Annotated in this window: 10 protein-coding genes and 1 riboswitch; of the genes, 3 read left to right on the top strand and 7 right to left on the bottom strand. The window is 73.1% G+C overall.

All coding sequences use genetic code 11. The features are described 5' to 3' along the window. Nucleotides 1-86: 86 nt before the first annotated feature. Entirely contained in the window at nucleotides 87-5,771 is a 5,685-nt protein-coding gene (locus tag V1633_RS06035) for an RHS repeat-associated core domain-containing protein (RefSeq protein ID WP_331213180.1), read from the bottom strand. A gap of 15 nt (nucleotides 5,772-5,786) precedes the next feature. Then, nucleotides 5,787-11,744, bottom strand: a complete 5,958-nt coding sequence (locus V1633_RS06030) for a LamG domain-containing protein (RefSeq protein ID WP_331213179.1) — start codon at nucleotides 11,742-11,744, stop codon at nucleotides 5,787-5,789. Nucleotides 11,745-12,018: 274 nt separating this feature from the next. On the opposite strand from V1633_RS06030, the gene V1633_RS06025 reads away from it, so the two are divergent. From V1633_RS06025 to V1633_RS06015, 3 genes are read left to right on the top strand one after another with little or no spacing between them, the layout of a single operon-like run. Beyond that, nucleotides 12,019-13,068 (top strand): helix-turn-helix transcriptional regulator, encoded by a 1,050-nt coding sequence (locus V1633_RS06025; protein WP_331213178.1) that lies wholly within the window; start codon nucleotides 12,019-12,021, stop codon nucleotides 13,066-13,068. Further along, nucleotides 13,065-13,595, top strand: coding sequence for a hypothetical protein (locus V1633_RS06020; RefSeq protein WP_331213177.1), 531 nt, complete (start codon nucleotides 13,065-13,067; stop codon nucleotides 13,593-13,595). Before V1633_RS06025 ends, V1633_RS06020 begins: the two co-directional genes overlap by 4 nt. Before the next feature lie 33 nt (nucleotides 13,596-13,628). Then, nucleotides 13,629-14,468: an AfsR/SARP family transcriptional regulator gene (locus V1633_RS06015; RefSeq protein ID WP_331213176.1), complete on the top strand. Its 840-nt coding sequence runs from the start codon at nucleotides 13,629-13,631 to the stop codon at nucleotides 14,466-14,468. Here V1633_RS06015 and V1633_RS06010 read toward each other — a convergent pair. From V1633_RS06010 to V1633_RS05990, 5 genes are all read right to left on the bottom strand, one after another. Then, nucleotides 14,452-15,969: a chitinase gene (locus tag V1633_RS06010; RefSeq protein WP_407951973.1), complete on the bottom strand. Its 1,518-nt coding sequence runs from the start codon at nucleotides 15,967-15,969 to the stop codon at nucleotides 14,452-14,454. The two genes, V1633_RS06015 and V1633_RS06010, sit on opposite strands and share 17 nt — an antisense overlap. A 170-nt stretch (nucleotides 15,970-16,139) precedes the next feature. Further along, the gene (locus V1633_RS06005; protein ID WP_331213174.1) at nucleotides 16,140-18,053 is read right to left on the bottom strand and encodes an ABC transporter ATP-binding protein; all 1,914 of its coding nucleotides are present in this window, start codon (nucleotides 18,051-18,053) and stop codon (nucleotides 16,140-16,142) included. Then, nucleotides 18,050-18,592, bottom strand: a complete 543-nt coding sequence (locus V1633_RS06000; protein WP_331213173.1) for a TlpA family protein disulfide reductase — start codon at nucleotides 18,590-18,592, stop codon at nucleotides 18,050-18,052. Before V1633_RS06000 ends, V1633_RS06005 begins: the two co-directional genes overlap by 4 nt. A gap of 39 nt (nucleotides 18,593-18,631) precedes the next feature. After that, a complete protein-coding gene (locus tag V1633_RS05995) occupies nucleotides 18,632-19,135 on the bottom strand; it encodes a MauE/DoxX family redox-associated membrane protein (protein ID WP_331213172.1) in 504 nt (167 codons plus the stop codon). Between the two features lie 81 nt (nucleotides 19,136-19,216). Then, nucleotides 19,217-19,414 carry a hypothetical protein gene (locus V1633_RS05990; RefSeq protein WP_331213171.1) on the bottom strand — a complete coding sequence of 66 codons (198 nt, stop codon included), beginning with the start codon at nucleotides 19,412-19,414 and terminating at the stop codon, nucleotides 19,217-19,219. 20 nt (nucleotides 19,415-19,434) lie between these two features. Further along, a riboswitch (SAM riboswitch) is annotated at nucleotides 19,435-19,552 on the bottom strand. Nucleotides 19,553-19,562 lie beyond the last annotated feature (10 nt).

Raw genomic sequence — 19,562 nt, 5'->3', positions numbered from 1 at the left:
GGGGGGGCGCCGCGGGGGGGGGGGGGGGGGGGCGGGGGGGGGGGGCCGGGCCCCCCCCCCCCCCCCCGCCGGTGCGTCAGGGACGGTCAGCAGCCGTACCCCCGGCAGAGGTGGCCGAGGTAGCCGCTGTTCTCCGCGATCGCCGAGCGGCGGAGACTGCCGACGCTGAAGCCGACACCGACACCGACCTTGACCACGATCGAGTCGGGCGTCGCCCCCTCCTTGCTGAACCCGGGGTCGGCCCACTGGGCCCGCGCCCCACCGTGCACGATGCCGCCGGCGTCGACCCCGAGGTCCAGGGTCACCCCCTCGCCGTGCACCTTGTCCGCCGGATGGTTGTTGAACTTCAGCGCGATCGAGGCGTCGATGTCGATCCCGAACTCCGCGCCCGCGCCGACGGTCATGCTGACCGTCACCCCCTTGCTGTCGGCGTTGACACAGAACTCCTCGCCGACGCCGAGCCCCGCGCCCATCTCGGCCTGGCCGCAGAACGACACCGACTGCAGGTCGATCGGCAGGTCGAGGTTGCCGGCCGCCTTCATCGCCAGGTTGTAGAGGTTCCGGATCCGCTTCGGGTCCTCCAGGAGTTTTGTCGGGTCCAGGTCGTCGAGCTGGGACATCAGCGTGGCGAACGCCTGGGCGGCCTGCCGGCGGCGGTCCGCCTCGGCCTTCTCGTGCGGCGAGCGGCAGTCCCGGTCCGGCGGGCAGGACCGCTGGGTCCGCTCCCGGAGTCGCTGTGACCGGTAGTACGAGGCCCAGCGGCGCTCCTGTGCCCGTACCCGTTCCTTCGCCTTCTCGGTCCAGCCCGGCGCGGCCGGAGCCCGGATCCGCCCCTCGTGGTCCACGATGTGGTACGTGCCGCTCGGGTCGGACATCGACACCGGGTTGTTGTTCGCGTACCCGTACCCGTTCATCTGCTGCGGATCACCCGGGTCGAGGACGGGGTCGACGGAGGTGAAGCGGCCGAGCTGCGGGTCGTAGCCACGCGCGCCCAACTGGGTCAGGCCGGTGCCGGCGTCCACGATCCCGCCGACGAAGCCCTTGTCGTCCGGCCAGGTCGCCGGTGGGCCGCCGCGCGGATTGCCGAACGGGTCGAACCGGCGTCTGGTGACGGTCAGGCTGGCCGAGTCGATCGCCACCTGTGCGGTGCCGTGGTGGTCGGCGGCCAGCCAGGTCAGCCCGGCGACGGTCCGCACCGCGACGGTCTCGCCGCCGTGGGCGTAGTAGCGGGTGGCGGTCACCGCCCCGGTGGAGCGGTCCAGCCGGACCTCCTGGTTGCCCAGGTACAGGGTGACCGCACCGGGTTCACGCCGGATCAGCCGCTGCCCGGCCGCGTCGTGGACGAATCCGGTGGTGGCACCGTCCTCGGTGACCGCGGCGAGCCGACCCTGCTCGTCCCAGTCCAGCCGCTGGTCACCCCGGGCGACCGTGTTGCCGGCGGCGTCGTACCCGTACGTCCGGGCGTCCGGGCCGGTCGTGGCGAGCACCGCGTGCGGACGTTCCGCCCCGGTCTCCGGATACCGGTAGCCGGTGGTGACGTCCCCGGTCGCGGTGTGCTCGACCCGGCTGGTCCGGTTGCCGGTCGGGTCGTAGCGGAACGAGTGCCAGTACGGCGCCGGCCCGGCCAGTCCGGAGACCGCCGGTTCGACGGAACAGTCGCCGGTCGGGGTCCACGCCTCGGTGAGCCGGCGCAGGCTGTCGTACCGGAAACACTGCCGGTCCGCCGGCTGCTCCAGCGGGGTGTCGGCGACGCCGGTGAGGTTGCCGATCTCGTCGTACCGGTAGTGCAGGTCGGTCTGCATCGGTCGGGGCAGTTCGGCGTCGACGATCGCCCGGTCCAGCCGGCGGGTCGCCGGGTCGTAGTACCGGGACAGCCAGACCCGCCGGCTCCCGGTGCCGAGCTGCAGCCGTTGCAGCTCGCCGTACCGGGTGTAGTCGCTGCTCGCCGCGTAGTGGACCGTCGTACCGTCCGGGCCGCCGTGGGTGGTCAGCGGCCGGCCGGCGTCGTCATAGGTGTGGAAGACCTCCTCCGCGGGCAGGCCGCCGACCGCCGGGTGACTCTCCCCGGCCAGGCTGCCGTCCGGGTTGTACCGCAGATGCGAGACGTAGGTGCCGGCCAGTACGCCCTCGACGGCCGGGACGGTGACCGAAGTCTGCCGCTGCTGGTACCGCGCGGTGTAGCCGAGCACCGCCCGGGTGTACGGGTTGCCGTCGGCGTCGTAGCTGGTCGTCGTCGCCGGCTGGCCCTTCACCACGCCCTCGAAGCCGTCCGGCACGGTGTCGTACGTCCACTTCGCGAGCAGCCGTCCCGCACTGCCGCCGGAGCGCAGGGTGAGCAGGCGCCCCAGCCGGTCGTAGGCGTAGCCGAGGGTCTGGCCACGGGCGTCGGTGGCCGAGGTGAGCTGGTCGGCGTCGTCGTATTCGAGGCTCGTCCGGCCCTTGTCCGGATGGTCGGCCCGGACCTGGCGGCCCCGCAGGTCGTACCGGTAGCGCCAGGCGTTGCCGACCGGGTCGGTGACCTCGGCGAGCTGTCCCGACGGGGTGTAGGCGTACCGGGTCACGTCGGCCGGGCCGGTCGCGGTGGCACCCCGGTACTGGTGCAGTTCGACGGTACGTCCGCGACCGTCCTGCACGGTGGTGGTCGGGGTGCCGCCGGCCGGCGGGGTGACGTGCGTCCGGTCCCCGCCGTACCGGGTGAGGGTGCGCCACTTCGCTACCGCGCCGGCCTTGAACACCGACTCGACCGGGCGGCCGGCACCGTCGAAGACGGTCTCGGTCAACCCGGGCACCTCCACGTCCGAGGCCCGCCACAGCGTGGTGTCCACCGCGGCGTTGTTGAAGTACGGGTTGGTGGTCTTGTACGCCCGCCCCTGCGAGTCGTACCGGGTGTCGGTGATCAGCCGTCCGCCGCCGACCGCCGGCACCTGCACCTGACGCAGCCGCAGCTGTCCGTCGTACAGCTCGTTGCGGCTGACGTGGTTGCCGTTCGGACCGATCCGGGTGGTGGTCACCACGGTCGGCGCGTCCCGGCGGATCAGGTAGGAGAACCGGTGTGCGGCCGGATGGTTCCACTTCCGTGGCCGGTCCGGCGACCAGACCGCGCTGACCCGGCCCAGCGGGTCGTAGGCGGTGTCGGTGCTGTTCCCGTTGACGTCGGTCACCGTCACCGGCTGGCCGAGGGCGGGTTCGAGCACGGTCGTCGTGGTGAAGCCCATCGGGTCGGTCACCGTCGTACCGGTCGTCGGCCCGCCGACGGCCGGGGTGTACCCGGTGCGGGTGGTCCGGCCCAACCCGTCACCGAGTTCGATCGGGCGCCCGTGCACGTCGTGCCGGGCGGTGGAGCGCAGCGCGTACCGGGGTTCGGTGCCGTCGTACCGGTCGAGCACCTCGACCCGGGTCTGGTTGCCGGCGGTCGGTGCCTCCCCCCAGGCCCGGCCGTCGTAGGAGTACCGCTCGTCGGAGACGGCGTGCTCGGGCAGGGTCGGGGTGACCCCGCACCGGGCCGAGACGGACTGCACCCGCGACGGCGCGTCCAGCAGCCACACCGCGGTGTTCCGCAGGTACGTGGTCCGGGTGCACAGGTCGTCGGCGGCGGTGCCGACATCCCCCAGGTCGTCGACGACGGTGGGCAGCCCCCGGTCGTCGTACCCGGTGACCACCCGGGTCTCCCGCCGCCCCTGTTCCAGGGTGGTGACCACCCGTTCGGTGCCGGCATGGACCTGGTAGGCGTGCAGGCCGCCCCGGGAGGCGGTCGGCCCCCGCCACACCGGCTCGGTCAGCGTCTTCGCCACCACCGTCGTACTGTCGCCGAGGTGGCTGACCGCCTCCCGTGCGAAGCCCTGCAACCAGTCGTGGTCCGGGTACGCCACCCCCTCCGAGTCGGTCACCGTCACCGAGCGGGTGCCGCCGCCGGGCAGCCGGTCGCCGTGCATGCCCCGGTGGAACCGCTGCTCGACCCGGCTGACCGGGCCCGCCGGGTCGCCCGGCACCCCCTGCCGGACCTGGACCTGGCCGAAGCCCCGGAACTCGTTCCAGGTCCGCTTGTCGTTGGGAGTGAACTCGGAGGTGTCGTGGTGCCAGGCCGCCCCGCCGAGGTACTCGTACGCGTACACCTGCTCGGTGCTGCTGCTGATCCGGTCGGAGAGGGTCACCGTCGACACCACGTACTTGTGGAACCAGTCGGTCCGGTCGGCGTGCCCCGGCCGACTCCAGGTGACCGGGAAACACCGCAGGGTGTTGCTGTGCGGGTTCGCCGGCATCGACCCGCCGGGTACGCAGTCCGGCTCGGCGTAGTGCACCGAGATCACCCCGCCGGACTCGGCGACGATCCCGGTGAGCCGGTACCGCAGCAGCGGCGACAGGTGGTCCTCCTGGTGGACCCGGTTCGGCAGCGGGGTGCCCTCGAACGTCACCGGCGGCAGCGCCTCCGTACCGCCGACCAGCCCGGTGTGGGTGATCGACCGCAGCCAGAGCGCCGCCGAATCCTCCCCGTCACCCGGCCTCGGGTACTGCTGCTCCAGGGTCCAGCGGTCCACGTCGGTGAACCCGCCGTCCCGGCGTACCTGGGTGGTGACGGTGGCCAGCCGTTTGGTCGTCCAGAACGTCGGCGACCACTGGTCCGTGCAGGTCGCGGTGACACAGCGTCGGTCCAGCGGGGTGTCGGGCCAGTTCCTTGGCCGGTCCAGCGCGCAGGTGGCGCCGGGTACGCAGCGGTCGGCCACCCCGAACAGCACCTGGGCCGCCGGGGCGTCGGCGCCGGTGCCGTGCAGCCCGTACTCGATCCGCTCCAGCCAGCCGCCCCGGACGTACGGGACGGCGGTCGCGGTCAGGTTGACCCCGTACGAGTTGGTCTCGGTCTGGTAGGTGAGCAGCATCGTGTTGCCGTTCGGGTCCACCACCTTGTCCAGGTTCCACCGCCACGCCTGATCGCAGCGGGACGCGGTGAAGCTGGCCCCGTGACACGGCTCGCCGGCGTCGTCGCCGAAGACCGGCACGGTCCAGGTGGACCGGGCCTCCGGCCGGGAGCCGAAGAAGTACTGGGTCCCGTCGACCGTGGTGATCTTCCAGTACTCGCCGTTGTCGTCGCCGTTGCCGGCGCCGCCGAGCCGCTCGACCCGGGATCCGGCGTCGGCGCGTTCCCGCCACTGCCCGCTGCTGTCGTCCCGGACCAGCTGACCGCCGCCGTCCGGATAGCCGGCGGTGGCGTTGTCGCTGCGCCAGCAGAGGTCACCGGTGGTCGGCGGCACGGTGCCGCCCTCCTTGTCCGAGGCGCAGGCGCCGTAGGCTCGTTCCACGAACCCGGGGTTGAGGTCCCAGCCGTCCCCGACCCAGGACGGCTGGTTGTTGGACGCGCTGGTCCGCCCGTCCACCGCCGACGAGCGGTACGACAGTGCGAGTTCCGGTACCAGGTCACCGGGGACCGGCGGCACCCGCAGCGGGTACGACCACTCGAAGTCGCCGGACTGCGTCGAGACGGACCAGGTCGCCGACGGCGAGAGCGGGCTGGCGGTGGGGTCGCCCCCGCCGTCGGGCCGCCCGCCGGCCGACTGGTCGCCGCCGAGCGCGTCCTCGGTCGCCGGGTCGGCCGGCCGGCCCGCCATCGTCTCGGCGTTCACCGGCACCGACGGGACCTGCGGCAGTTCCACCGAGGGGCCGGCCGCCACGGCCGGTGCCGGTACGGCCACCAGCAGCGTGGCGGTCACCACGACGGTGGCCAGCGCGGCGAGCCACCGCCGGCGGCACGGATGGTACGGGGCAAGGGTGTGGGTCACGACTTCTCCTCCTGCTCAGCCTCGACCGGCCCGCTGGTTGATCTCGCTGTCCGGCACCACGCCGAGGTCGGTACGCACCTCGTCGATGTGGCCGGTGAAGTGGTGGGCGGGCGCGCCGTGCAGCAGGCCCCGCCCGATCGACAGCCCGCCGGGCGCCGGCCACAGGGTGACGCCGTCGACGCTGCCGGCGAGCTGCCCGTTGACGTACAGCCGCAGTTGGCCGGCGGCGTGGTCGTAGACCCCGGTCAGGTGGGTCCACTCCCCGACCACCGCCGCCACGTTCGACCGGACGGACACGAACTCGGCGGCGTCGGCGTCCTGGGTCCAGGCACCGAACACCCACCGGTCCAGGCTCGGGTCGTAGCGCAGCGCGAACCCGCCCATCCGGGTGCCGTCCTGGCCCAGCACGGTCTGCACCGCCGGCTCGTACGTCAGCTTCGCCCAGGCCGAGACGGTGAAGCTGGCCTGCGTCGGTACCCCGAGCTGCCCGGTGGTGGCGGCACCCGCACCGTCCAGCGCCAGTGCCCGGCCCCGGACCCCGTCGACGTAACTCACCGGGCCGGCGGTGCTGGTCGGGTTCGCCCGCCAGGACGAGTCGGTGACGGTGTTGTCGTCGAACGTCCAGTTCCCGTACGCGGCGGGGTTGCTGTCGTCGTACACCTCGGCCAGCTCGCCGTCGCGCAGCGCGGTCCCGTACGCCCGCACGTCGTCGACGGCGCCCTTGAAGTACCGGCCGTCCACACCGCCGGACCGTCCCCGGCCGATCGTCAGCGGACCGGTGGCCGGCCAGGTGGTGACCCCGGTCCGGGCGGCGGAGAGCCGGCCGTTCACGTACAGCCGGAGCTGTCGCAGGGTGGCGTCGTAGACCAGGCCGAGGTGGGTCCAGTGACCGGCCCGGACCCGTTCGGTCGAGACGACCGGCAGCACGGTCGGCGTGGCGCCGTCCCCGGTGGTGGTCGCCGCCGCCCACCGGCCACCGGCGTCCTGGTAGAGGGAGAACGCACTGGCCTGGGTCCCCGCCTGGGCGACGATCACCTGGTCGGCGCTGGACGTGGCGGTGCCCGGGTACGCCCAGGCCGAGACCGAGAAGCTGGCCCCGGTGTCCAGTACCGGCCCGGCGGTCTGCGCGTACCCGTCTGTCCCGTCGAACCGTCCGGCGTGGCCGAGCCGGCCGGCGGTCCAGTCCGCACCGCCGTGCAGGGTGGCGTGCAGGCCACGGCCGGAGGAGTCGGCGGCGGTGGCGCCGGCGTTCTCGTCGAAGCGCCAACGTCCGGCCCCGGCGGTCGGCAGGGTGCACGGCGTGGGCGCCGCGATCGTGCCGCACTGCACCGGGTACGAGTGGTAGAGCCCGCCGATCCGGCCGTCGTCCAACGCGCCGGTGTAGAGCCGTACGTCGTCCACCCGGCCCGGGAACCACTGGCCCGGATTGCCGGCCGCGTCCCGGCCCCGGCCGATCTGCAGGCCACCCGCGGCCTGCCACGGCTGGTTGAGAGTGCCGTCGCCCTTGCGGGTGCCGTTCACGTAGAGCCACAGCTTGCCGGTGGCCCGGTCGTAGACGCCGGCCAGGTGCACCCAGCGGCCGAAGTCGGAGGGCAGGACCGGAACGGCGGCCTTGGTGACCGTGCCGCCCGGCTCCGGCATCTCGAAGACCCAGACGCCGTCGGCGTGCTGGCCCCGGTCCCGCCAGTGCCCGAGCCGGAACTTGCTGACCGGGCCGGCGGCGTCGTCCAGGCTGACCGCGACCAGTTTGCAGTCGAACTGGTCGGCCGCCGGCACGCAGGTACGGTCCAGCCGCACCCAGGCGGCGACGGTGAAGTCGGCGTCGGTCCGGACGTCGACCCCGGCGGTGCCGAGCCGGCCGTCGGTGCCGTTCAGCTCGACCGCGTTACCCAGCCGACCCGGTACCCGGGCGACCCCACCGGCCAGCGTGGCCGCCCGACGGCCGACCGCGTCGGCGGCCTGCCCGCCGCTGCCCTCGTCCAGCCGCCAGTTGTGGGCCAGGGTCAGGTCCCGGCCGGCCAGCACGCGGACCTCCCCGGCGAACAGCACCCGGCCGTACACGGTCACGTCGTCGACCGCGCCCCGCAGCCGGTTCTGCCGGTTGCCGTTCCACCAGCCGCCCCCGACCTGCAGGCCGCCGGCCGGGTGGTGCCAGGTCTGGGTGTGCGGCGCGGTCCCGGCCGGTACGCCGTTGACGTAGAGGAACAACCGGCGGGCGCCGGCGTCGTAGCCGCCGACCAGGTGGGTCCAGACGCCGACCTGGGCGGTCGGACCGAACACCCGGGCCAGTACGCCTCCGTTGTCCGCGTCACTGCCGGGCATCATGAACGCCCACCGGCCGTCCGAGCCGGACATCAACTGGAAGGCGCTGACCCGGCTGCCGTCCTGCGACACCACGGTCGCGGTGCCGCCGGCCTCGTCCAGCTTCGCCCAGGCGGCGACCGAGAAGCTCTGCCGGACGTCGACCGTGGGCGGCATCGTCAGGTGGTCGTCGCCGCTCAACCGCACCGCCAGGTCGGTCGGGTCCGGTACGTCGCTCTGCCCGGCCCCCCAGCTCGGGGTGCCGTGCGGCGTGCCGTCGCCGCCGTGGCCGCTGCTGCTCCCGGCGGTACCGTCCAGCCGCCACTCGCCGAGCGCGACGTCGTCCCGGCTGACCACCGCCTGGATCTCCGCCTCGGACAGCGCCCGGCTGTACGCCCGCACCTCGTCCACCCAGCCCGTCCAGTACGCCGACGGTCCCCCGTTGAGTCCACGCCCGACCACCAGCGGGCCGGTGGCGTCGAACCCGTCGGTACGGCTGGCGCTGCCGGCCAGCACCCCGTTGACGTAGAGCCGGATCTGTCGCCCGTCGACGTCGTGTACGGCGGCCAGGTGTGTCGGTACGCCGAGCTGTGCCGGTGTCGACGACTGGATCCCGGCGCCGCCCGGGGCGTTGCCCGCATCCGTGCCCGGGGTGGCGAACTCCCACACGTCGCCGGCCGGCCGGTCTCGGTAGCCGAGGAAGAACCCGCTGGTCGCGGCCCCGTCCTGGGACAGTGCGGTGGCCGGCTGACCGGCCGGCGGCGACACGTCGAGTCGTACCCAGCCGGCGACCGTGAAGCTCTGGTCGGTGTGGACCACCGGACCGGCGGTCGTGGCGTGGTCACCGGTGCCGTCGAGCCGTACCGCACCGCCGACCGCGCCGCCGTCGGCGAGACCGTCCCCGTCACCGTCCCCGGTGAACGAGGCGTCGCCGTGCAGGGTCACCATCTCACCGCCGGGTACCGCGTTCCGCCCGGTGGTGCCGGTCAGCTCGTCGAACCTCCAGTGCCCGACCTGCACGTTGTCGGTGCCGACCGAGGCCCGTACCTCGTCGGCGGTCAGCACCCGGTCGTAGACCCTCACCTCGTCGACCAGGCCCGGCCAGTGGTCGACGCCGGCGCTGCCGTTCCACATCGTCCGACCGATCTGGGTCCAGCCTCCGGCGTTCCAGTCCGGCACGGTCCGCTCGGCGGTGCCGGCCAGCACGCCGTCGACGTACAGCCGCAGCGTCCGGGCCCGGGCGTCGTAGGAGCCGGTCAGCTGGGTCCAGACCCCGACCTGGGCCGGTCGCGCCGAGGTGGCCAGGTCGGTGCCCTGGTAGCTGGCGTCGGACCGGGGCATCCCGAACGCCCAGTGGCCGCCGTTCTCCGGCCGGTACCAGAGCACGTAGCCGGCGAAGGTGGTGCCGTTCTGGCTCAGCACGGCCCGGGCTGAGCCGGCGCTGTCGAGTCGCACCCAGGCGGAGACGGAGAAGCTGGCGTCGGTGCGTACGGCGGGCGGCGCGGTCAGGTACGCCCCGGTGCCGTCGAGCCGGGCCGCCTGGCCGACCGCGCCGGGGCCGAACGTCACGTTGCCGACCGCGGTCGCGTGCCGGTCGCCGAGGAACGCCTCGTCCCGGGTGTCGCCGTCGAGTGACCACTGGGCCAGCGGTCCGCTGCCGGCCCGGACGTAGAAGTGGTACTGCCGTACCGGACCGCGGTGCCCGGCCCGGTCCACGCTCTGTACGAACAGGTCACGCGGCCCGTCGCCGGGCGGGGTCAGCTCGACCGTCGCTCCGCCGCCGAGCGCGTCGGCGGGGACCACGTTGGTCGGGTCCTGGGTCCACCCCCACCGGTAGTGGTCGACGTCGCCGACCCCGCCGGAGTCGAAGACGAAGCGGTCCGGTACGCCGACGCCGCCGTGCCAGCGGTTGTCCTCCTGGTAGAGCGTGCCCCGGACGCCGGGCTTGACGGCGGGCGGCTGGCGGTCGATGACGAACCGGGTGCCGTACGCGAAGTCGCCGCCGTGCCGGGCGGTGTCCTCGGCCTTGACCGCCCACTCGACCGCCTGGCCGTGCCGGTCGTCGGTGTTGACCGTGTACGAGTGCACCAGGCCGGAGTCGACGTACCTGCTGCGGGACTCGTGCCAGGTGCCGCCGACGTTCACCCGCCACAGCGACTGCACCTGGTCGCCGTCCGGGTCGGCCAGCGTCGCGGTCAGCCGTACGTTGGCGTCGCCGACGTACCGGACCCCGGCGCACCAGCGGCACGGCTCCGGCAGCGGCGGATCGGTCCGCAGGTCGGTCGGTACGCCCGGCACCCGGTTGAAGTTGACCCGGAGCTGGGCGTTGTTCTGGTAGCGGCGCCACGCCGACTGGTCGGCCGAGTCCTTCGCCTTGACGAAGAAGGTGGTGCTGCCGCCGAGGTTGACGTGGCCGGCGACGGAGAGCCCGACCTCCTTGTAGCCGGCGCAGTTGGTGTACACGCTCGGGGCGGAGAACTCGCTGATCAGCGTACCGCCCGCCCGGGTGTTCCAGCTGCTCCTGGCCTGGGTCAGCGCCGCGTTCGCCTTGTAGAGCTGGTGATCCCGGTTGGTGCAACTCGGACTGGCCACCACGGTCGCGTTCAGGTCCGCCGAGATGACCAGCCGGCCGGCGAGGAAACTCGTGTCGAACAGCCAGTACGTCCACGCCTCGCCGATGCCGTTGCACTCGCCGGAGGGTACGTAGCACTGCCCGACCTGCGCCCACGGTGGCGCCCCGCTGCTGTTCCAGTACGACGTGCCGGCGTTGCCGGAGAGCACCGACGCCCAGGACTGTTTGTCGGCGGTGTGCCACAGCGGGTCGACGGTGACCGGGTACCGGGTGGCCGGGTCGGTGAGCAGTTTCCGGTCCGGGCGCAGGGTCAGCGTGTCCCGCTCGACCGAGACGTCCACGTCGGCCTGCCGTCGGGGCGTGCCGGAGTCCCACATCCGGGACGTCGGAGAGCCGAACAGCACGGCACCGGTGCGGTCCCGGGCCTCCAGCGCGCCGGACCCGGTGGCCCGTACGGTCAGCCCGGAGGTGCGCAGCCCGAGCCGGGTCTGCCGGACCTTCGGGTTCGCGGCCGCTGTCCGGTTCTTGACCACCAGATACTGGGCGTATCCGTCGACGTCGGCCCGCAGCCGCAGGTCGACGCCGGGCAGCACCTCCGGGTAGGTGGCGGTGTCCCCGTCGAGGGTCGGCGCGGGCAGCCGACCGGGCCAGGACAGTTCGATCCAGCCGCTCCGGTTGCCGTACCGGACCAGCGGGGTGTCGACGCCGCCCCCGGAGAAGGACAGCTCCACGGTTGCCGCCGCCGGGCCGACCGTGCCGTCCGGCCGGCGTACCAGCGTCGGGTCGACCGCCGTCCAGGTGCCGTCCGGCCGCTGGGCGCGTACCGGGCGGGTGTCCAGTTCGGCGGTCATCGTGCCGTCCGGTTCGGCGTACACCGCCCGGGTCCCGGTCCGCAGCTCCACCGCCTCGACCCGGCTGCCCTGGTAGCGGGCCGCCGCCAGCGCCGTGGTCGCGTCCGGAGCCTGGAACAGTCGTACCCGGTCGGCGTCGTCCGTCGGCTCCTGCCGGTCGGTCACCGCCACGGCCGGCGGCACCGCCGCCAGGACCGTCACCAGGACGGCCGCCCCGGCCCGCCACCGGAGCCCGGTCCGTCCCCTCATGATCCCCCGCACGTCACGCCCCTCCCCTGAGTTCGAGCGGACGCCAGGGTGGCGGGCCGGGTCTTCAGGACGGCTTCAGCGCGTCGCCAGCCCGGTTTCACCGTGCGGCGTCGCGGTTCACCGGGTGCGGTCTCGCGGCGTCCGACCGGCCCGGACGGGGCGGGTTGCGCGATCACGCAACAAATCCGCGAGGTGATCTCGTCGACCCGAGACATCGGCGCCGACCTGTGCTTGTATCGCGGCGTACCGAACTCCGGGGGGAGGGGGGTTGCCCATGACGGGCAGGAGCACGGGGGTGCTGGCCGTCGGTCGGGCGGTGCCGTTGCTGGTCCGGTGGGGGCTGTCGGCCGACGCCGACCTGGTCTACCGCTGCCTGGTCAGCTTCGGCCCCCGCAACGCCGGCGCCGTCGCGACGAGCCTCGGTCTCGCCGTACGGCGGGTTCGGGCCGCGTTGGAGGAGCTCGACGACGCGGATCTGGTGGGGGTGACCGGGTCGGTGTCCGTCTACGGGGCGGGGGCGGTGCGCTGGCGGGCGGTGCCGGTGGACGCGGCGGTGACGGGCCTGCGGCGGCGCGCGCTCCGGCGCGCCGCCGCACCGGTCGGCGTCGGGCCCGGCGCCGGCTCGTCCGGCCACCCGCTTCCGGCCCGTCACCTGCCGGACCGGGCCGCCACCCGGCGTCGCATCGCCGAGCTGGTCGCGGTGGAACGTACCGAGCACCTGGCGATGAACCCGGAGGAGATCTTCAGTACGGACACCCTGGCGATCGCCGCTCCGCTGGACCTCGCGCTGCTCCGGCGCCGGATCCGGCTGCGTTCGCTGGGTCGGGCGCCGGCGGACGGCGACCGGTCGTCGCGGCACGCGACGGAGTTCGCCCGGCTGGGCGGGGAGTACCGGGAGGCGGGGCGACTCCCGCACAAACTGATGATCTTCGACCGGCGCGTCGCGCTGGTCGCCGTCGACCCGCACGACCTGGACCAGGGCACCTGGGAGGTCGTCGAGCCCGCCGCGATCGACTCGTTCGTCTCGCTGTTCGTCCGACACTGGACGGACGCGACCGACCCACGCCGGAACGGAGTACCCGAGGTCGTGCTCACGCCACGAGAGAAAGCGGTGGTCGCGCTGCTCGCCGAGGGGCACACCGACACCAGCGCCGCAGAACAGCTCGGTATCTCGACCCGGTCGGTCACGTACACGCTCCGGGCGCTGATGGACCGGCTCGGGGTGGAGAACCGCTTCCAGCTCGGCCTCGCCCTGGGCGCGATGAACGCGGCGACCCCGTCAAGGGCCGCCGAACCCGAACCGATTGAGGGGGACGATCGATGAGACGACTGCTGGCCGTACTGACCGCTGTCGCGGTGACCGTACTCACCGCGCTCAGCGGTGCCGGACCGGCGCTGGCCGGCACCGAACCGGTGTGGCACCGGATCCCGTGCGAGTCGGGTGCGTTCGACCTGGTGGAGGTCGAGACGGACGAGGTGAAGGGGATCAGCCACCTCACCCTGGCCGGGCACCTCGACTGCGCGGATCCGAAGCAGACCGCGACCTTCGGGTACGCGACCTACCGCGAGCACGAGCCGCAGGGGGTGCTGTACGACATCCGGCTGCGCCCGTACGCGGCCACCGCGCCCACCACGTTCCACGAGCGCAACCTGCTCGCCCCGACGTCGATCGGCGTCTGTGTGGTCACCGACCGCTCGGTGCGGGTCGCCTGTGTCGGGGTGAACTGGGATTCGGAGGTCGGGGTCACCGTGGAGGCCCTGCCCACCGACGACCCACTGGTGGACCGGTGTGTCCGGCTGGTCCGCTACGACGACTCGATGCCGAGCCCGGTCTGCGGCACCTGCTGGTGACCTGGTCCGGGGCCAACGAAACCGGGGGGAATCGTGAACGGTGTCCTGGAAGTCAATCTGCTCGGCCCGACGCAGGTGGTCGTGGACGGCCGGCCGGTGCCGGTCGTCGCGCCCCGCCGGCAGGTGGCGCTCAGCGCGCTCGCGCTCACTCCCGGCCGGACGGTGAGCACCGGGAGGCTGGCCCGGTACCTCTGGGGCGAGGAGGTGCCGGCACTGGCCCGCCGGGCGCTCTCCACCATCGTCACCCGGCTGCGTCAGGACCTCGGTACCGACGTGGTCGCCGGGGTGCCGGGCGGCTACACGTTGACCGCACCCCGGCAGGCGGTCGACGTGTACCGGTTCCGCGCCCTGGTCGGAGCGGCCCGCACCGCCGCCGACGCCACCACGGAGCTGGACCTTCTCGACCGTGCACTCGCCTGTTGGCGCGGCGAACCGCTGCAGGACGTCAGTTCCGAGTGGCTCGTCGCCGAGTACGCGCCGGGACTGGCCGAGGAGTGGTACGCGGCCACCGAACGCCGGCTCGACCTGCTGCTCGACGCCGGCCGCCACGGTGACCTGCTGCCGCAGTTGCGTGATCTGACCGCCCGGCAGCCACTGCGGGAGTCACTGTGGTGCCGGCTGATGGTGGCGCTCTACCGGGCCGGCCGGCAGGCCGAGGCGGTGCAGGCCTACCAGTCGGCCCGGGAGGTGCTGGTGGAGCAGCTCGGCGTCGGCCCCGGCGCGGAGCTGAGGGGGTTGCGTCGGGCCGTGCTCGTCGACGACCCGGCGCTCGGCGCGTCCGTACCGCTCGTCCCGGGCGGTGTCGACCGACGGCCGGTGGGCGGACGGGGGTACGCCCACCGGCCCGTCGCCGAGGTCAGGGCAGCGAGTTGAGGAACGGTTCGTGGGCATTCCTGAACTCCCAGCCGTAGTAGCGGTCCCAGTTGATCGACCAGGTCATCAGGCCCCGGAATCCGGGGTTGGTGCCGCTGCGCGGGATGTAGCCGCCACAGGAGACGCCCCGGACCAGGCAGTTCACCGCCTGCTGCACGCCGGCCGGGGCGACGTACCCGTTGCCGGCGCTGGTCGCCGCCGGGGTGCCGAACGCGATCTGGTCCTCGCGCAGCGGTGCGAAGACGTTGTTGGTGTTGCCGGCGACCGGGAAGCCGGCCAGCAGCATGTCGGTCATCGCGATGTGGAAGTCGGCGCCACCCATGGTGTGGTACTGGTTGTCCAGGCCCATGATCGGTCCGGAGTTGTAGTCCTGGACGTGCAGCACGGTGATGTCGTCGCGGAGTGCGTGGATCACCGGCAGGTACGCCCCGGCGCGCGGGTCCTGCCCGCCCCACGGCCCGGACCCGTAGTACTGGTAGCCGAGCTGTACGAAGAACGTCTCCGGCGCCATGGTGAGGATGAAGTTGGCGCCGTAGCGCTGCTTGAGTGACCGGATGGCCGAGATCAGGTTCACGATGACCGGGCTGGTCGGGTTTCGGAAGTCGGTGTCGCCGGTGTTCAGCGACAGGGAGTGCCCCTCGAAGTCGATGTCCAGCCCGTTCAGCCCGTACCGGTCGATGATCGCGCTGACCGAGCTGACGAACCGGTCCCGGGCGGCGCTGGTGGTGAGCTGCACCTGACCGTTCTGGCCACCGATCGAGATCAGCACCTTCCTGCCCTGCTGCTGCTTGGCCCGGATCGCGGCGGTGAACTCCGCCTCGGTCTCCACGCCCGGGCATTCGGCGACCGGGCAGAGCTGGAAGCGGATGTCGCCGGAGGTCGCCGAGGTCGGTTCACCGAACGCCAGGTTGATGATGTCCCACTCGGCGGGTACGTCCGCCATCCGCAGGTAGCCGGAGCCGTTGGCGAAGCTGGCGTGCAGGTAGCCGATCAGGGCACGCTTCGGCAGCCCGCCGGGCGGCGGCGTGGTCGGCGGCCCGGTGGTGGGCGGTGGCGTGGTGGTCGGCGGTGGCGTGCTCGGCGGTGCCGTGGTGGGCGGCGGGGTGGTCGGGTTGCCGGTGCCGCCGCCACACGCGGCGCCGTTCAGGGTGCAGTTCGCCGGTACGCCGCTGCCGTTGACGAGGAAGCCGAAGGAGGCGGTGGCGCCCGGGGCGAGGGTGCCGTTCCAGGACCGGTTGGTGAAGGTGTACCGCTGGCCGGCGGAGGTCAGCAGCGCGTCCCAGTACGTACCGACGGTGCTGCCGGCGGGCAGGTCGAATCCGACCGACCAGGAGGTCAGGGTGCTGCTGCCACCGTTGGTGATGGTGTACCTCCCCTCCCAGCCACTGCCCCAGTCGGCGGTCTTGACGAAGGTGGCGGTGGGGCCGGCGGCGAACGCGGGCACCGCGACGGTCACGGCGCCGGTCGCCGCCACCACGGCGGTGAGTGCGGCCAACAGCAGGGTTCGGGAGCGTTTCATGGGTCCTCCGGGGGCGGGTACCGGGAGCGGCCATCGACAGACACTTAATCTTTAAGACTATTAACAGTTCTGTCCAGACCTCCGGCCCCGGAAAGCTCAGGCCGCCTGACGCACCGGTCGCGGCGGTCGACTCCGCCGCCGGACCGCCCGGTTCAGGTTCGGACCTGACTCTCCCGGTCGGACGAGTGGTCATCCGGAGCCTGGTAGCCCCGGGCCTGCAGGTGGAACAGCCCCGAGTAGCGCCCGCCGGCCGCCATCAGCGACTCGTGGGATCCCTGCTCCACGATCCGGCCGCCGTCCAGCACCACGATGAGGTCCGCGTCCCGGACCGTGGAGAGCCGGTGCGAGATCAGCAGGCTGGTACGGCCCTGCCGGAGCGCGCGCAGCCGCAGGTGCACCTGGTGTTCGGCCTCGGCGTCCAGCCCGGCGGTCGGCTCGTCCAGGATCAGCAGGTCCCGCTCGTCGCGCAGCACCGCACGGGCGACCGCGACCCGCTGCCACTGCCCGCCGGAAAGCGACACGCCCATCCGGGGGTCCTCCTCCGCCGCGTCGTCCAGGAAGATCCGGGACAGCAGCGTGTCGTATCCGGCGGGCAGTGCGGCGAGCGCGTCGTGGCAGCCGGCCGACCTCGCCGCCGCCGTGATGCCCGCCCGGTCGGCGAGCCGTTCCAGGTCTCCGACGCCAATGTTCTCCGCCGCGGACAGGTCGTACCCCATGAAGTCCTGGAACACCACGCTGAGCCGTTTCCGCAGCTCGACCACGTCGAGGTCGCGCAGATCCGTGCCGTCCCACCGGACGTCGCCCCGGACCGGGTCGTAGAACCGGCACAACAGCTTGACCAGGGTGCTCTTGCCTGCTCCGTTGAGTCCGACCAGTGCCACCGTCGACCCGGCCGGAATGATGAGGTCGACACCGCGCAGGATCCAGGGCTGGCCGTCGGCGTACCGGAACCACACGTCGCGCAACTCGATCGCCTGCCGCAGCGGCCCCGGATCCACCGCCCCCGCCGGTTCCGGCAGGTCCGGCGGCGCACCCACGACGGCCCGGTAGTGGTCGAAGAGCAGCAGTGCGTGGTGCATGGCCGCACCCTGCGCCACCATGCCGCCGAGCGCGGTCTGCACCCCGGCCACCGCGGCCACGAAGAGCGTGACGTCGCCGACGGTGAGCCTCCCGTCGGCGGCGAGGGTGATCGCCCAGGCCAGCCCACCGGCGGCCACCGCGGCGGCGAGCAGCGCCAGCGTCGCCTGCCCGAGCATCTCCCGCCGGTCCATCGTGTTCCGCTCACGGTTGACGTGCCGCAGCTCCCGCAGCAGTCGGTTGGTGAAGAAATCGCCGAGGCCGAAGAGGCGAATCTCCTTGGCCGCTTCGAGGCTGGTCAGCAGGCGGGCGTAGAACACCTCCCGGCGCTCGGCATGCCCCAGTCGCCAGGCGAGCGCGGCGCGTTGCCGGCTCAGCCGGATCTCCACCCAGGTGGTCGGTGCCGCCGCCACCGCGACCACCAGCACCATCGCCGGTGCGACGGCCAACAGGGAGCCGAGGAACCCGAACAGCGTCAACACACCCTGCGCGACGCCGAGCCCGCCGCTGACACAGTGCGCCGGCCCCAGCCGTCCGGCGCTCTCGGCGAGCTGCAGTCGGTCCCGGAAGCGGGGGTTCTCCAGTCGGGCCAGCCCGGCGAAGGAGTTCACCGCCGTGTAGAGACGGCCGGTGACGAGCAGCCGGAGCGCCCGGCCGCTCACCCCGTCGACGTACCCGGTCAGGTGTGGTTGGGCCGCGACGATCGCACCCACCGCGCCGAGTGCGGCGGCCAGCATCAGCAGCTCACCGAGGTGCCGCCCGGCCTCGCCGGCGGCGAGCCGGTCCACCACGAGTTTGGTCAGCCAGGCCAGCGCCACCGGGCCAACGCCGGCCAGCAGGGCGAGCAGCAGCTTCGCCGTGGTCGCCAGCGGCGCCGCCCGCCAGGCCAGCAGCAGGGCGTCGCGCAGGTACCGCCCGGCGGTGCCCGCGCCGATACGCGCCGACGACGGCGCCGCCTGCCACGCGTCCGGGTCGGCGGTACGGGTCATACCGCCGAAGGCTCGGGCAGCCGGTCGACCACGCTGCCGCTGGATCTGATTCGGCCGTCACCGTCCAGCACGCAGACCGCTGGATAACCCTGCACCGCGAACGCCCGGTGCAGCGGCCCGTCCTCGACCTCGATCACCACCCGGGCGACCGGTTCGAGCAGGGTCACCAGGTCGCGCACGGTCTCGGGCGTACCGACGGCGACCGCGAGCGCCCGTCCCGGGCCGGCCGCGGCCGCCCGCTCCACAAACCGGGGCGCCTGCTCCCGGCACGGGGCGCAGGTCGGCGAGAAGAAGCCGACCAGGGCTGTCCCGGCGAGGGCGTCCCGGTCCAGCGACTCGTCCGACGTGCTCAGTACCGGCTCGAACGGGGCAGGCTGTGCACCCGGCGCCAGCATGATGTCGGAGTTGGCGGGCCCGGAGGCCAGTGCGTCGAGCCGGGTGGTGTGTTCGCGCAGTCGCCGGATGACCCCGTACGTGAAAACCAGGTTGGCGACCGCGACTATTCCCAACAGGACGTTTGTCACGACGAGATACGGCACGACGAATCTCCCTCAGCGTCGGTCAGGCGGGTGTGTCGGTCAGGCCCACAGCTCGACCAGGTCGTCGAAGTGGATGACAAAACTCGCCAGGAGAACGGCGGCCCCCACGGACAGGAGCACGCCGGGGGCGTCGATCGACGGCGCCGCCCCGGTCGACACCGCCGCGACCAGGCCGAGCCCACCGATCAGGACCAGCAACAGATTGCGTACGACGTGCCGCCGCCCGATGCGCGCCCGGCCCGCTCCGAAGCACCGGCAGCTCACGACCAGCCGACGCCGGACGACCAGCACCACCCCGGCGGTCAGTACGCCGAGCAGGCCGCCGGCCAGTCCGAAGCCCCAGACCGGCGCCACCAGCAGCAGTGGTGGTACCAGCACCTCGGCGGCGGTGAGCAGGACCGCCGCCGGCACGGTACGGCTGACCAGCGGGGCGAGCGACCGGGCGAACTCGTCGAAGGCGGTACGTGACCGCAGTTTGGTCACCGCCGACCAGGCGAACACCACGGCCAGCAGCATGCCGCAGCCGATCGCCAGGTATGCCATCCTGCCGGCCCTCCTCGGTCCGTGACGCCAGGATCGGCGACGCCGACCGGAGGGGCCGGCGTCGCCGATGCTGTGGCTGACTCAGCAGCCGGTCGGCCCGGTGCGGGCCTGGCAGCTGCAGCTGTAGGAGGTGCCGGAGGCGCAGCACCGCTGGTAGTAGAGGTAGCTGGACCGGCAGTAGCAGTATTCTCCCCACCAGCAGGGTTGGGCCTGCGCCTCCACCCGGGGCACGGCCATGGTCACCATCCTGTCGGCGACCCGGCGGACAAGTTTCTTCATCCTCGACCTCCTTCGATGTTGATCCGTCCTCGCGCCCGACACGTCCGTGCCGAGCCTGGTCCTCACCCGGGGCGACCCGCCCGCGAACGGAGGGGTTGCCGGCCAGCGAGCCGGGGCTGTGCGCTGGCACTCATGACCCGTGCGGCAC

The sequence above is a fragment of the Plantactinospora sonchi genome (assembly GCF_036422035.1).
GTDB lineage: Bacteria > Actinomycetota > Actinomycetes > Mycobacteriales > Micromonosporaceae > Plantactinospora > Plantactinospora sonchi.
The sequence above is the reverse complement of the archived record's forward strand: the minus strand, read 5'-3'. Positions and strand labels throughout refer to the sequence as shown.